Raw genomic sequence first — 14,787 nt, 5'->3', positions numbered from 1 at the left:
TTGATGTTACTATTGGGCAAATTAATATTGAAATCATTAAATGGAGGTGATAAAAATGGCAGCAGGTTCAGAGACAAAAAATCCTCTTGTAGTAAGAGAAGCTAAGCAAGCTATGAGCAAATGGAAATATGAAATAGCAAGCGAACTTGGAATAAATCCTCCAGCCGATGGTTATTGGGGCACACTTACATCCCGTGATTGCGGCGCTGTAGGTGGCCACATGGTAAAAAAGATGATCCAAATGGCTGAAAGCCAAATCGCTAATAAAGGCACACTTAGATAACAAAAGATACCCGCAAGGGTATCTTTTTAAATAGATTTTCATGAATATATCTCAACAATATATAAGAAAATATTAACATGAATATATAAATTAATATGTGGCAAATTAATATTGAAATCATTAAATGGAGGTGATAAAAATGGCAGCAGGTTCAGAGACAAAAAATCCTCTTGTAGTAAGAGAAGCTAAGCAAGCTATGAGCAAATGGAAATATGAAATAGCAAGCGAACTTGGAATAAATCCTCCAGCCGATGGTTATTGGGGCACACTTACATCCCGTGATTGCGGCGCTGTAGGTGGCCACATGGTAAGAAAGATGATCCAAATGGCTGAAAGCCAAATCGCTAATAATGGAACATTGAAGTAATTAAATTAAAAGGGTAGCCAGTTGCGGTTACCCTTTTTAATTAAAATTTAATCCAGGTAGTAATCTACCTGGATTGGGAGAGGAGAAATTGAAGGAAGAATTTTGGGGAAATTGGTTTCCCAAGTATATTATTTGCCATGTTTTAAAAGTTTTATACATAATTTTGTATCTAATCGTAAAATGTGCTAAAATATTTTAGTATTGGAGGTGTGATTTTGAGGGTTATATCTGGCATAGCTAAAGGCAGAAAATTAAAATGTCCACCTGGGAAGGCAATTAGACCTACGTCTGACATGGTTAAAGAATCGCTTTTCAATATAATAGGTGCTGATATATACGATTCTATATTTTTAGATTTATTTTCTGGTACAGGCAGTATTGGCATTGAAGCATTAAGTAGAGGAGCTAATATTTGCTACTTTGTAGAAAAAGTATATAATAATATTAAATACATAAATGATAATGTTAAATTGCTTGGCTCTATTGATAGTGCAGTGATTTTGCATATGGATGCATTGCATGCTTTAGATTATTTTAGTAAGAATAATATTAAGTTTGATATTATATACATTGATCCGCCGTATTACAATAACTTATATGTTGAACCGCTAAATAAAATAAGTGAATATGAGTTATTGAATACAAATGGTTACGCAATTGTTGAGCATCATAAAAATGATTTTTTAGAAGAAAAGTACGGCAGCTTGCAAAAATTTAGGATGAAAAAATATGGAGAAACGATATTAACATTTTTTAAGGAGGCAACAGATGAATATAGCAGTATATCCGGGTAGTTTTGATCCTGTTACAAATGGGCATTTAGATGTTATAAAAAGAGCAGCAAAAGTTTTCGATAAATTAATTGTAGCGGTGCTTGTTAATCCATCTAAAACTCCTATGTTTTCATTGGAAGAACGGGTGGAAATGTTAAAAGAAGTAACTGCTGACATTGAAAATGTGGAAATTGACAGTTTTTCTGGTTTGCTTATAGAGTATTTAGAAAAAGTAAATTCAAAGATTATTGTAAAAGGACTGCGAATGGTTTCGGATTTTGAATATGAATTTCAGATGGCTTTGATAAACAAAAAGTTAAATCCTGATGTTGAAACTATATTTTTTATGACAAGCAATAAATATGGATATCTAAGCTCCAGCATAGTTAAAGAAGTAGCAAAGTTTGGGGGGTGCTTATCGGATCTCGTTCCAGATTCAGTAATTGAAAAGATATTACGAAAAATTAAAGATTAAGGGGGCATTTCATTGGAAGTGGCTGATAATTTAGAAGTATTAGAACTGTTAGATTCATTGGAGGATTATATCGAGAAAAGTTCCACCATACCTCTGTCGCAAAAAACCTTGATAAATAAGGATGAAATCTTGGAAATTATAAAGCAAATCAGGATTAAGTTGCCAGACGAATTAAAAAAAGCAGAGTGGATTAAACAAGAAAGACAAAAAATATTGATAGAAGCCCAGCAAGATGCTGAAACGATTTTAAAAGAAGCTGAGCAGAGAATTAATCAAATGGTGAATGAAAATGAAATTGTTAAAAAAGCTGAAAAAAAAGCGGCAGAAATAATAGCTCAAGCGCAGACTAATGCAAAGGAAATAAGACTTGGAAGTAAAGATTATGCTGATGAACTGTTAGCTAAATTGGAAAAAAATGTTTCAGAATTATTAAATACGATAAAGAATAATAGGAATGAACTAAGAGGCATTAAATAATCATGCCTCTTTATTTGTTATGGAAGTTATAATGACAAGAAAAATAACAGATAAAATTGAGATCACAAACATAAGTGAGGATATTTCAAATATGCTTATCATATTTTTCGCGCTTCCTTGATAAAAAGCTTCTGAAACTGCTACATTGTCAATGTTTATAAATTTCATAAAGACAAAGGAGAACAATCCAGCAAAAATGCTATGAATAGCTTTTGCAATTAAATACGGCAAGTAGCTTATCTTTGTATTATTAATGACACCTATTACTTGTCCATGCGTTGACAGACCACCCCATGCTAAAATTGAGCTTATTAATATGACTTTTTGGTATAATGGCGCCGTTGCTTGGCTAATCATATTTGAACCTATCGTGATTTCCATTAAGCCGCTTAAATATCCAGCAATCAAATTTTTGTTAAAACCAATTGCTTCAAATATCGGTGTAATAATCTTTTCTATAGCGTCTATTAAACCGTATACCTTTAGAAATTCTATTAAAACTGAAAATGTTATAATATAACCGCCTATCATGATTATTGTGTTCATGGAGTCTTTAACTGCACTTCCTAAGATTTCTCCAAAATTAGCTATTAAATCATCAGGATTGCTTTGACGAATATTATGGTATTCTGAACTTTTTAAATGTTTATTTTCGATATTATAGTTTCTAAAAATTATACCAGTAGTAATTGCTGCTAAATAATTTGATAACATTATTATATAACCAATTGTAGAGCTATTAAACATCCCCATGGCGACTACGCCTAACATAAATAGTGGTCCAGAGTTGTTGCAAAATGTCATTAACCTTTCAGCTTCGGCTGTATTTAAAAGTTTTTCTTCCCACAATCTTTTTATTATTTGCGCACCAACAGGATACCCAGATGTGTATCCAACGGCCATTGCAAAACCACCGTTGCCAGAAACATTGAATATTGGACGCATTATAGGCTCTAAAAATTTGCCAAGCATTTTGACAAATCCTAATCGTACCAGCATTTCAGACCCGATGAAAAAGGGAAGTAACGCTGGGAATACTGTAAAAAGCCATAGATTGATTCCTGACTTTGCAGCAGCAAGCGAATTTTTTGGAAATATGATAATTGAAATAACGAGAAATAAGACAAACACAATCGATAAAGCCTTTGTTTTATCTCCTTTCAATATTGTTCCCCCTTTGAAGTTTCCATAGTATATTTTTATTAAAGAGGGGGAAATAAAATGATTATTTTACTATAAACTTTTTAGTAAAATCCAAACTTGAAACTGGTTCATTTGTATATGCAAGCGTATATATGTCTGTTGCTTTTAAATCTATTTCAAACATTTCTGTGTTAGACAGGATTTTGTTGTATTCAGAAACTTTAGTGATAATTGGTATGCTTGCTTTGTTTTTAATTTCTTTTAAAAGTTTTAAACCTTTCTTAGTGGCGCCTAATATTCTTATATAATTTGGCCCATCAAATTTTAAATAAATGCTTGAATCAATATCCAATAAGACGTGCATCATTATCCGCCTTATTCTGCTTTCGGTATACCTTTTAGTTTTGATGTAGCCTATTATGTCGCTTAAATTATTGTAAAGAGATGAGGCTTTTTTTATACGGTTTTCTAAGCCTTCTGTAACGTCAAAAACATCTTTTACTGATGCATCATTTCTCAAACGATAAACTACTATTTTAGCAAAATCGTCTAAAGTAACGGGACCATGACCTTCTGCAATGCAATTTTTTAAAATTTCAAGAGAATATTGTGGCATATATTTTTCTAATATAGAATAGTTTTTATCATTTATAGCCTTTCTAAGATATGTAGCACTCGCAAAAGATTCTACTGTTTCCAGAGAATTATAGCCTGGCCCAAATCTTTTTAATGTCAAAGGTTTAATATTGCTATTTAACTTGATTAAGCTTTTTATGTATTCAATTCCAAGTATGTTATTTGGATTTCCGATAATGTCAATGATGTTTTCTCCAAAATATTTTAATAACGCTAATTCACGTGCTTTTGCATATGTGATGCCGTTTTTTAAATAATTTTTCAAAAGCGCTTTATAGTCTTCTGGCTCATCTAACAGAAATTTTGATATTCGGTATAATTCGTCAATAAAGCCATGTTCGCTTCCAAACGATATGTAATCAACGATGTGTAATGAATCAAGTAGTTTTATTGCACCGTAAGCAAATTTTTCCGCAGTGGAAACAGCGTATATTGTAGGCAGCTCAATGACTAAATCTATTCCGGATAATAATGCTGCTTCTGTTCTTGACCACTTATCTATTATAGAAGGAATACCACGTTGCACAAAATTGCCGCTCATTACTGCTACCACAAAGTCTGCTTTTGTCATTTCGATAGATTTTTTTATGTGATATATATGTCCATTGTGAAGTGGATTGTATTCTACAATTAAACCTAATACGCTCATAATATGCGCCTTTCTAAAAAATTATTAATTGTACTTATTATTTTATAAAAAATATGTTAAAATGTAAAATGTGTATACAATATATTTCTTCTTTTTAAAGGAGAAATATATAAAGATAAATATTTTGGAGGAAGGGACGATTTTATGAGTATTATTCAAAGTATCATTGAAAAAGCCAAAAGTGACAAAAAGAAAATTGTTTTGCCGGAAGGTGCGGAACCGAGGACATTAAAGGCTGCTGAGATAGTACTAAAAGAGGGAATCGCAGATTTAGTGCTTCTGGGAAATGAGGACGAGATAAAAAGTGCAGCAAAAGATTTGGACATATCCAAAGCAGAAATCATTGACCCTGTAAAGTCTGAAATGTTTGATAGGTATGCTAATGATTTTTATGAATTAAGAAAGAGCAAGGGAATTACTTTAGAAAAAGCCAGAGAAACAATCAAAGATAATATTTATTTTGGATGTATGATGGTTAAAGAAGGTTATGCTGATGGATTGGTATCTGGCGCTATTCATGCTACTGCAGATTTATTAAGACCAGCATTTCAGATAATTAAAACGGCTCCAGGAGCAAAGATAGTATCAAGCTTTTTTATAATGGAAGTACCTAATTGCGAATATGGCGAAAATGGTGTATTTTTGTTTGCTGATTGTGCAGTTAATCCATCGCCTAATGCAGAAGAACTTGCTTCTATTGCTGTACAATCTGCTAATACTGCGAAGAATTTGTTGGGCTTTGAACCAAAAGTTGCGATGCTTTCATTTTCCACAAAGGGCAGTGCATCACATGAATTAGTAGACAAAGTAAGAAAAGCGACAGAGATAGCAAAGGATTTGATGCCAGATGTTGCTATCGACGGTGAATTGCAATTAGATGCCGCTCTTGTAAAAGAAGTTGCAGAGTTAAAAGCTCCAGGAAGCAAAGTTGCAGGATATGCAAATGTTCTTATATTCCCTGACTTACAAGCTGGCAACATAGGATATAAGCTTGTGCAGAGGTTAGCTAAGGCAAATGCAATCGGACCGATAACACAAGGAATGGGTGCACCAGTTAATGATTTATCAAGAGGATGCAGTTATAGAGACATTGTCGATGTAATAGCAACAACAGCTGTACAGGCTCAATAAAATGTAAAGTATGGAGGATGAAAACTATGAAAATACTGGTTATTAATTGCGGAAGCTCTTCACTGAAATATCAATTGATCGAATCTACTGATGGGAATGTGCTGGCGAAAGGTCTTGCTGAAAGGATCGGCATAAATGATTCTCTATTGACGCATAACGCTAACGGAGAAAAAATCAAGATAAAAAAAGACATGAAAGATCACAAAGACGCAATAAAATTAGTTTTAGATGCTTTGGTAAACAGCGATTATGGTGTTATAAAGGATATGTCTGAGATAGATGCTGTAGGTCATAGAGTTGTTCATGGAGGAGAATCTTTTACATCATCAGTTCTTATAAATGATGAAGTGTTAAAAACAATAACAGATTGCATAGAATTGGCCCCACTGCATAATCCTGCTAACATAGAAGGAATTAAAGCTTGCCAGCAAATTATGCCAAACGTTCCAATGGTGGCAGTATTCGATACAGCTTTTCATCAGACAATGCCTGATTATGCATATCTTTATCCAATACCTTACGAATACTACACAAAGTATAGAATAAGAAGATATGGATTTCATGGTACGTCGCATAAATATGTTTCAAATAGGGCTGCAGAGATTTTAAATAGGCCTATTGAAGATTTAAAAATTATAACATGTCATCTTGGAAATGGTTCCAGTATTGCTGCCGTCAAATATGGTAAATCAATTGACACAAGCATGGGATTTACGCCATTAGAAGGTTTGGCTATGGGTACACGATCTGGAAACATAGATCCATCTATCATTTCTTATCTTATGGAGAAAGAAAATATAAGCGCTGAAGAAGTAGTAAATATATTAAACAAAAAATCAGGTGTTTACGGTATTTCAGGAATAAGCAGCGATTTTAGAGATTTAGAAGATGCTGCATTTAAAAATGGAGATGGAAGAGCTCAACTCGCTTTAAATGTATTTACGTATCGAGTAAAGAAGACGATTGGCGCTTATGCAGCAGCTATGGGAGGTGTTGATGCCATTGTATTTACAGCAGGTGTTGGTGAAAATGGACCGGAGATACGAGAATTTATACTAGATGGATTAGAGTTCTTAGGGTTTAGCTTGGATAAGGAAAAAAATAAGGTGAGAGGTAAAGAAACTATTATATCTACGCCAAATTCAAAAGTTAGCGTGATGGTTGTCCCGACTAATGAAGAATACATGATCGCTAAAGACACTGAAAAGATTGTAAAGAGTATAAAATAGCATTCTTGACAAATGTTTACCCCATTAGTATAATTAATTTTGGCAATTATATTGGGGTGAGAAAATGAAAATTGATTTATCAAAAATTAAGGGACATAGGGGTCGCAGCATTGAAGTCAACTACGTAGAAAATCTGAGTGTTCTTGAGGCAAATAGCAACAGATACGTGGTTATAAAGCCAATTACCGTTACTGGAAGCATAACACACGACAGTGAAGGGATAGTTTTAAAGCTTTTAGCACGTGGGGCTATTAAAGTAACATGCGATAGGTGCCTTGATGAATTTGAGTATGAGTTTGTAATACCGATTGATGAAGTAGTGAACGAGTCTGATGATGAATTTTCTGGTGAAGTGGAAGATGAAAAGCTTGATTTGACGAAGATTGTAATTGAAAATGTAGAACTTTCTCTTCCGATGAAATTCATTTGCTCCAATGATTGCAAGGGTCTATGTCCTACTTGTGGTAAAAATCTTAATCATGAAAAATGCGATTGCCAAATAAAAGAAATTGATCCACGCCTTTCAGTTTTGAATAAATTACTGCAGAAGATGTAGGAGGTGTATAGTATGCCAGTTCCAAAGCGTAGAACATCTAAGGCAAGAAGAGATAAGAGAAGGCATAGCCATAGTTTAGCTGTACCTGCTTATGTTTTGTGCCCACAATGTCACGAACCAAAATTGCCTCACAGAGTTTGCTTAAGCTGTGGTTATTACGATGGTAAAGAGGTATTGAAAGTGGAAGAAAAGTAATGGAGTTTTCTCTATTACTTTTCTTTTTTATTTCTTGACTTTTATATACGGCGTAATTTATAATTATGAGTAAGTCATAAAAACAACTTATATTTGGAGCTGATAATGTGGCCACGAAGCTTAGTAAAAGAGATAGACTAAAAAAATTAAAAATTGAGATTGAAAAATATCCATTTTATACTGATGACGAATTAGCTGATTTGTTTTCGGTTAGCGTTCAGACGATAAGGCTGGATAGAATGGAATTAGGTATTCCAGAGCTTAGAGAAAGAATAAAGAACGTTGCTGAAAAAAATTATAACAAGGTAAAAGCAATAGTAGGCAGCGAAATAGTAGGTGAGCTTATTGATTTAGAGTTAGGAAAAAGCGGAATATCTGTTTTCGAGCCTACGCCTGAAATGGCTTTTTTAAAGACGAAAATTATAAGAGGTCATTACATATATTCACAAGCAGAGTCTTTGGCGATATCTGTTATCGATGCTGAGGCTGCATTGATAGGTGTTGCAAATATAAAGTATAAATATCCAGTCAAGATAGGTGATAGGCTTGTCGCAAAAGCAGAAGTAACCAGAAAAAGAGGGAATAAATATTTTGTATGGGTTATGATTAAAGTGAAAGATAGAGAAGTGTTCAGAGGCAAATTTATATTAGTATCTTTAGAAAGCGATAGCACCGAAAAGGAGGTGCAACAACCTTGAAAATAGCAGTTGATGCTATGGGAGGAGATTATGCTCCATATGAAATAATAAAAGGCGTTGAAAAGGCATTAGATAGTTTTGATATAGAAATAGTTTTGGTTGGAAACAAAGAGCAATTATATAAATATGTAAAAGAAAAAGATGGCTTGACTATTGTACATGCAAAAGATGTAATTACAAACAATGAGCCACCTGTAGCCGCCATAAGGAAAAAGAAAGATTCTTCTATGGCTGTTGGCATTGAAATGCTTAAAAGGGATGAAGTGGATGCTTTTTTATCAGCAGGCAATACGGGTGCTTTAATGGCGGGTTCGCTTTTTAATATTGGAAGGATCAAAGGGATAGATAGGCCAGCGTTGGCACCAATACTGCCAACTTTGAATGGTGCCACGATTTTACTTGATGCAGGTTCAAACACAGATTGCAAACCAATAAATTTGTTTCAGTTTGCTATAATGGGAAGTGTATATGCACAAAAAATGCTTAATGTCGAGAACCCTAAAATTGGATTGTTTAATATTGGCGCTGAAGAAGAAAAAGGAAATGAGCTTACAAAACAAGTTTACGATTTAATAAGAAATTCTCATTTAAATTTCATTGGAAATGTCGAGGGTAGAGACATTGCTTATGGGATTGCAGACGTTGTAACATGTGATGGATTTGTTGGAAACGCCATCTTAAAGTCGATGGAAGGGACTGCATCTGTAATATCATCCTTGTTAAAGCAGGAGCTTCAAAGGAATATATTTACTAAATTAGGTGCTATGTTAATTTACGGTGCTTTAAAGAACATAGTTAAGAAAATGGATTACACTGAATATGGTGGTGCTCCGCTTCTTGGTATAAAGAAACCTGTTATTAAGGCTCATGGAAGTTCGAAAGAAAAAGCAATTTTTAATGCTATAAGACAGGCTAAAACAATTGTGGAAATGGATGTTATATCACACATCCAGAGGGAAATAGAATTGATTGGAGATGATATAAGTGCTGCAAAATAGAGATTTCAAAGCTGGAATTTTGGGAACGGGAAGTTTTGTCCCAGAAAACAAGTTGACAAATCAAGATCTAGAAAAGATGGTGGATACTTCAGATGAATGGATCGTATCGAGGACAGGAATAAAGGAAAGACGCATTGCACCACAATCAATGACTACGTCTTACATGGCAACTGAAGCGGCAAAAAAGGCTATTGAAGATGCTGGAATAGAAGCTTCAGAAATAGATTTAATTATCGTTGCAACTGTCGTTCCGGATATGAATTTCCCTTCTACTGCTTGTCTTGTACAGGCAAATATTAAAGCTACAAAAGCAGCGGCTTTTGACATAGAAGTAGGATGTTCTGGATTTATATATGGCCTTTCTATAGCAAAACAGTTTGTGGAGAGTGGTACATATAAGACTGTCCTTGTGATTGCAGCAGACGTGTTATCAAAAATAACCAATTGGGAGGACAGGAATACTTGTGTATTATTTGGTGATGGAGCAGGGGCTGCTATAGTAGGTCCGGTTAAAGATGGATACGGAATTTTAGACAATGTCATTGGGGCTGATGGAACTGGAGGAATGCATTTATACATGCCAGCTGGTGGTTCGCGAATGCCAGCAAGTGAAGATACTGTAAAAAACAAATTACATACAATCCATATGAATGGGCAGGAAGTTTTTAAATTTGCAGTCAATGTCATGAATACAGCAACTGTAGAGGTTTTAAATAGATGCGGATTGAAACCTGAAGATGTAGATCTTTTTATACCACATCAAGCAAATATTAGAATAATAGATGCAGCAATGAAAAAGTTGAAACTGTCAAAAGAAAAAGTTTTTATCAACTTGGATAAATACGGAAATATGTCTGCAGCTTCTGTCATTGTCGCTTTAGACGAGGCTTTAAAAGCAGGGAGAATAAAAAATGGAGATATAATTTTGATGGTTGCGTTTGGCGCTGGTTTAACGTGGGGTTCTACTGTGATAAAGTGGTTGAGATAGGAGTGAGAACATGATAAAGACACAGATTACTGATTTATTTGGCTTGGAATATCCTATATTTCAAGGTGGAATGGCTTGGGTTGCAACAGCAGAATTGGCTGCTGCAGTTTCAAATGCTGGTGGACTTGGCATTATTGGTGCAGGAAATGCACCTGCCAGTTTTGTCAAAGAACAAATAAGAAAAGCGAGAGAATTGACTGATAGACCTTTTGGCGTTAATGTAATGTTAATGTCGCCATTTGTTGATGAAGTTATGGATGTTGTGATAGAGGAAAAAGTAAGTGTTATCACTACAGGTGCTGGGAATCCAGGCAAATATATAAACAGGTTGAAAGAAAACAATATAAAAGTTGTTCCTGTTGTTCCATCTGTTGCATTGGCTAAAAGAATGGAATCAATTGGGGTCGATGCGGTTGTAGCAGAAGGAACAGAATCAGGTGGACATATAGGTGAGCTTACTACTATGGCTTTAGTGCCTCAAGTTGTCGATGCGGTGAGTATACCTGTCATAGCGGCAGGTGGCATTGGCGATGGAAGAGGTGTTGCTGCAGCTTTTTGCCTTGGAGCTCAAGGTGTTCAGTTGGGTACGCGATTTGTGTGTTGTACGGAGTGTACAGCAAATGAAAAATATAAGGAGTACATAATAAATGCTAAGGACAGAGATGCAGTTGTGACTGGCAGAACTACAGGCCATCCTGTAAGATCTTTAAAAAATCATCTTACAAGAGAGTTTGAAAAAGCAGAGCAAAACGGAGCTTCAAAAGAGGAATTGGAACAGTTAGGTGCAGGAAAGTTAAGAGATGCAGTAGTATATGGAGATGTTTTGAATGGTTCTGTTATGGCTGGTCAAATATCTGGTCTTATAAACGATATTAAGCCTGCTAAAGCAATAATTGAGGATTTGTTTAATGATGCTGAGAAAATTATTGTAAGTTTATATGGGGGCTTTAAAAGATGAAGATTGCATTTATATATCCAGGACAAGGTGCACAATATACAGGAATGGGCAAAGAAATATATGAAAATTTTGCTGAAGCAAGAGAAGTTTTTGAAGAGGCAAATGATGCATTAAAATACGATATTACTAGATTATGTTTTGAAGGTCCTGATGAAGAATTAATGAAGACGGAAAATACACAACCTGCCATATTGACGGTAAGTATTGCATTGACTAAGGTGCTATCAAAAAGAGGGTTGAAAGCAGATGTGACGGCTGGCTTAAGCTTAGGTGAATACAGTTCTCTTGTATATTCAGGTGTATTATCTTTTAAAGATGCAGTGAAGCTTGTGAAGAAAAGGGGAGAATACATGCAAAATGCTGTTCCAATAGGTATAGGAGGAATGGCAGCAATAATAGGACTTGACAATGAAGTGGTAGAGAATATATGCTATAATGTAAGAGAATTTGGTGTTGTTGAACCAGCTAACTACAATTGTCCAGGGCAATTATCGATTGCAGGTGAAATTAAAGCTTTAGAAAAAGCTGTAGAACTTGCTAAAGAAAAAGGGGCAAAAAAAGCAGTTATGTTGCCTGTTAGTGCACCATTTCACTGCAGTATGCTTAAGGATGCAGGCATTAAACTAGAAGAAGATTTGAAGCATGTTCCAATATTTGATATGTCAGTTCCAGTCATTACTAATGTTACTGCGGATTACCTTAAAATTGACGAAGTTAAAAAGACCTTAGTGAAACAGGTAAGCAGTCCTGTTTTATGGGAACAATCAGTAAGAAAGATGATTGATGATCAAGTTGAAGTTTTCATTGAAATAGGGCCAGGGAAAACACTTACTGGATTCATGAAGAGAATAGATAAGACGAAAAAAGCCATCAATTTTGAAGATACGAGTTCGCTTGATAAACTTTTATCCACTTTGGAGGTAAACTGAATGGATAGGGAAATTAAAACGGCATTAGTGACAGGAGGAGGAAAAGGGATAGGGAAAGCTATCGCCTTAAAGTTAGCAGAAGACGGGTATAATGTCGTAATTAATTATTCAAAGAGTTCGAAAGATGCTTTAGAGACTGTTGAAGAAGCTAAAAAGTTTGGCGTTGAATCTTGTGCTTTAAAATGCGATATTTCAAATTATAATGAAGTTGAAAAAATGGTCAATGACATAATCGATATGTTCGGTAATATTGACGTTGTTGTAAATAATGCTGGAATAACAAAGGATAACCTTATACTTAGAATGTCAGAAGATGACTGGGATAATGTTATAGATGTTAATTTAAAGGGAACTTTTAATGTAATAAAATTTGTTTCTAAGTATATGATAAAAAGAAGAAAAGGGAAAATTATAAACATATCTTCAGTAGTAGGTGTGATTGGAAATGCAGGCCAATCCAATTATGCGGCATCTAAAGCTGGAATTATAGGTTTGACAAAATCTTTGGCAAAAGAATTAGCGTCCAGAGGAATAACTGTTAATGCTATTGCGCCTGGTTTTATAGAAACTGATATGACAGATGTATTAAGTGAAACAGTAAAATCGTCAATGTTGAATTCCATACCATTAAAAAGAGCAGGAAAACCACAGGATATAGCAAATGTAGTGTCTTTTCTTGCCAGCAATGCTTCAGATTATATTACAGGACAGGTAATCAATGTTGACGGAGGAATGGTAATGTAATATTATTCTAATATGGGTGCTTTGAGAGGAGGTGAACTTTATGGAGTTTGAAAAGATTAGAGACATAATCGTTGAACAATTGGGAGTAGATCCAGAAGAAGTCACTATGGAATCATCTTTTATAGATGATCTTGGAGCAGATTCACTCGATATAGTTGAATTAATCATGGCGCTTGAGGAAGAATTTGATGTTGAAATTCCTGATGAAGATGCAGAAAAAATTAAGACAGTTGGTGATGTAGTAGAATATTTAAAAAATCTTGAAAAGTAATATTAAGTCCCGCAATTGCGGGACTTAATTAGATAATTATTTGATGGAGGATTATCTATGAACAGGGTTGTAATAACTGGTATAGGAGCCATAACTCCAATAGGCAATAACATTGATGATTTATGGAATTCTCTTATAAATGGAAAGTCGGGAATTGATAGAATTTCCAGATTTGATGTTTCAGCTTATCCAACGAAACTGGCGGCAGAAGTAAAAGATTTCGAACCGACAGATTATATTGATAAAAAAGAAGCCAAGAGGATGGACAGATTCACTCAGTTTGCTTTGGCATCTGCAAAAATGGCTTTAGCAGATTCAGGACTTGACCTTGCCAGTGAAGATTTGGATAGAATAGGCGTTGTGTATGGCTCAGGAATAGGTGGAATAGAAACGTTAGAAAATCAACAGAATATTTTAAGGGAGAAAGGTCCAGGAAGAGTAAGTCCTTTTTTTGTTCCGATGATGATAGCCGATATGGCAGCAGGGCTCATATCGATTACTTTTGGACTTAAAGGACACAATGAAACGATAGTCAACGCATGTGCATCAAGTTCCAATGCCATAGGTGATGCATTTAAAGTAATTGAGCGCGGTGATGCGGATATAATTGTTACTGGTGGCAGTGAAGCTGCAATAACACCTTTGGCAATTGCGGGATTTTGCTCAATGAAGGCGATGTCAACAAATGAAGATCCTAAGACTGCGTGCAGACCTTTTGATGCTAATAGAGATGGATTTATAATGGGAGAAGGGTCGGCTACACTTGTCCTCGAGTCATTGGATCATGCGTTAAAAAGAGGTGCTAAAATATATTGTGAGATTGTGGGTTATGGTGCTACTGCCGATGCTTATCATATAACTGCACCTGCGCCTTTGGGCGAAGGAGCAGCGAGAGCGATGAAACTTGCACTAAAAGATGCTGGTATTGTGCCAGATGATATTGATTATATAAACGCACACGGGACTTCTACAGAGTACAACGATAAATATGAAACTATGGCTATTAAAAATGTATTTGGAGAACATGCTTATAAATTAAAAATCAGTTCCACCAAGTCTATGACAGGACATATGCTTGGAGCATCAGGGGCTGTGGAAGCTGTAGCTACAATACTTGCTATAAAAAATGGAATTGTTCCGCCTACTATCAATTATGAGACTCCAGATCCTGAATGCGATTTGGATTATGTCCCAAATAAAGCTTTAAAGATGGATGTAAATTATGCTTTGTCAAATTCTTTTGGCTTTGGAGGGCACAATGCTTCATTAGTGTTTAAAAAATATTGA

Annotated in this window: 19 protein-coding genes; 17 read left to right on the top strand and 2 right to left on the bottom strand. The window is 35.0% G+C overall.

Annotated elements, in window-relative coordinates:
• Positions 1-55: 55 nt before the first annotated feature.
• The 5 genes from JJQ93_RS04200 (at position 56) to JJQ93_RS04180 (ending at position 2,375) form a co-directional block, all read left to right on the top strand.
• A complete protein-coding gene (locus JJQ93_RS04200) occupies positions 56-283 on the top strand; it encodes an alpha/beta-type small acid-soluble spore protein (protein WP_274892838.1) in 228 nt (75 codons plus the stop codon).
• Positions 284-422: 139 nt separating this feature from the next.
• A complete protein-coding gene (locus JJQ93_RS04195; RefSeq protein WP_013297985.1) occupies positions 423-650 on the top strand; it encodes an alpha/beta-type small acid-soluble spore protein in 228 nt (75 codons plus the stop codon).
• 215 nt (positions 651-865) lie between these two features.
• The gene (gene rsmD, locus JJQ93_RS04190; protein WP_085112020.1) at positions 866-1,444 is read left to right on the top strand and encodes a 16S rRNA (guanine(966)-N(2))-methyltransferase RsmD; all 579 of its coding nucleotides are present in this window, start codon (positions 866-868) and stop codon (positions 1,442-1,444) included.
• The gene (gene coaD, locus JJQ93_RS04185; RefSeq protein ID WP_085112019.1) at positions 1,419-1,898 is read left to right on the top strand and encodes a pantetheine-phosphate adenylyltransferase; all 480 of its coding nucleotides are present in this window, start codon (positions 1,419-1,421) and stop codon (positions 1,896-1,898) included. Before rsmD ends, coaD begins: the two co-directional genes overlap by 26 nt.
• Positions 1,899-1,910: 12 nt before the next feature.
• Positions 1,911-2,375: a hypothetical protein gene (locus tag JJQ93_RS04180; protein ID WP_013788145.1), complete on the top strand. Its 465-nt coding sequence runs from the start codon at positions 1,911-1,913 to the stop codon at positions 2,373-2,375.
• Here JJQ93_RS04180 and spoVV read toward each other — a convergent pair whose 3' ends face one another.
• Both spoVV and JJQ93_RS04170 read right to left on the bottom strand, forming a co-directional pair.
• Positions 2,376-3,539, bottom strand: coding sequence for a dipicolinic acid transporter SpoVV (spoVV, locus tag JJQ93_RS04175; RefSeq protein WP_085112018.1), 1,164 nt, complete (start codon positions 3,537-3,539; stop codon positions 2,376-2,378). It abuts the gene before it with no gap.
• A 61-nt stretch (positions 3,540-3,600) separates the two neighbouring features.
• Positions 3,601-4,803: a nucleotidyltransferase gene (locus tag JJQ93_RS04170; protein WP_274892837.1), complete on the bottom strand. Its 1,203-nt coding sequence runs from the start codon at positions 4,801-4,803 to the stop codon at positions 3,601-3,603.
• A 144-nt stretch (positions 4,804-4,947) separates the two neighbouring features.
• On the opposite strand from JJQ93_RS04170, the gene pta reads away from it, so the two are divergent.
• The 12 genes from pta (at position 4,948) to fabF (ending at position 14,787) form a co-directional block, all read left to right on the top strand.
• Positions 4,948-5,934: a phosphate acetyltransferase gene (gene pta / locus JJQ93_RS04165; RefSeq protein ID WP_085112016.1), complete on the top strand. Its 987-nt coding sequence runs from the start codon at positions 4,948-4,950 to the stop codon at positions 5,932-5,934.
• Positions 5,935-5,960: 26 nt separating this feature from the next.
• Positions 5,961-7,163 carry an acetate kinase gene (locus tag JJQ93_RS04160; protein WP_274892836.1) on the top strand — a complete coding sequence of 401 codons (1,203 nt, stop codon included), beginning with the start codon at positions 5,961-5,963 and terminating at the stop codon, positions 7,161-7,163.
• Between the two features lie 64 nt (positions 7,164-7,227).
• A complete protein-coding gene (locus tag JJQ93_RS04155; protein ID WP_085112014.1) occupies positions 7,228-7,719 on the top strand; it encodes a YceD family protein in 492 nt (163 codons plus the stop codon).
• A gap of 12 nt (positions 7,720-7,731) precedes the next feature.
• Positions 7,732-7,914: a 50S ribosomal protein L32 gene (rpmF, locus tag JJQ93_RS04150; protein WP_013788139.1), complete on the top strand. Its 183-nt coding sequence runs from the start codon at positions 7,732-7,734 to the stop codon at positions 7,912-7,914.
• A 107-nt stretch (positions 7,915-8,021) separates the two neighbouring features.
• Positions 8,022-8,612: a transcription factor FapR gene (fapR, locus tag JJQ93_RS04145; protein WP_013788138.1), complete on the top strand. Its 591-nt coding sequence runs from the start codon at positions 8,022-8,024 to the stop codon at positions 8,610-8,612.
• On the top strand, positions 8,609-9,610 hold the full coding sequence (gene plsX / locus JJQ93_RS04140; RefSeq protein WP_274892835.1) for a phosphate acyltransferase PlsX: 1,002 nt from the start codon (positions 8,609-8,611) through the stop codon (positions 9,608-9,610). Before fapR ends, plsX begins: the two co-directional genes overlap by 4 nt.
• Complete coding sequence (locus tag JJQ93_RS04135) at positions 9,597-10,598, top strand: beta-ketoacyl-ACP synthase III (protein ID WP_274892834.1); 1,002 nt, start codon at positions 9,597-9,599, stop codon at positions 10,596-10,598. Before plsX ends, JJQ93_RS04135 begins: the two co-directional genes overlap by 14 nt.
• A 10-nt stretch (positions 10,599-10,608) precedes the next feature.
• Positions 10,609-11,556 carry an enoyl-[acyl-carrier-protein] reductase FabK gene (gene fabK / locus JJQ93_RS04130; protein WP_085112011.1) on the top strand — a complete coding sequence of 316 codons (948 nt, stop codon included), beginning with the start codon at positions 10,609-10,611 and terminating at the stop codon, positions 11,554-11,556.
• Positions 11,553-12,485, top strand: coding sequence for an ACP S-malonyltransferase (fabD, locus tag JJQ93_RS04125; RefSeq protein WP_085112010.1), 933 nt, complete (start codon positions 11,553-11,555; stop codon positions 12,483-12,485). The genes fabK and fabD overlap by 4 nt, the downstream gene beginning before the upstream one ends.
• Positions 12,486-13,229, top strand: coding sequence for a 3-oxoacyl-[acyl-carrier-protein] reductase (gene fabG / locus JJQ93_RS04120; RefSeq protein ID WP_085112009.1), 744 nt, complete (start codon positions 12,486-12,488; stop codon positions 13,227-13,229).
• A 40-nt stretch (positions 13,230-13,269) separates the two neighbouring features.
• On the top strand, positions 13,270-13,500 hold the full coding sequence (acpP, locus tag JJQ93_RS04115; RefSeq protein ID WP_013297969.1) for an acyl carrier protein: 231 nt from the start codon (positions 13,270-13,272) through the stop codon (positions 13,498-13,500).
• 57 nt (positions 13,501-13,557) lie between these two features.
• Positions 13,558-14,787, top strand: a complete 1,230-nt coding sequence (gene fabF, locus JJQ93_RS04110; RefSeq protein ID WP_085112008.1) for a beta-ketoacyl-ACP synthase II — start codon at positions 13,558-13,560, stop codon at positions 14,785-14,787.

This window comes from Thermoanaerobacterium sp. R66, assembly GCF_028895185.1.
Classification (GTDB): domain Bacteria; phylum Bacillota; class Thermoanaerobacteria; order Thermoanaerobacterales; family Thermoanaerobacteraceae; genus Thermoanaerobacterium.
This window is presented reverse-complemented; position numbering and strand designations above follow the sequence as displayed.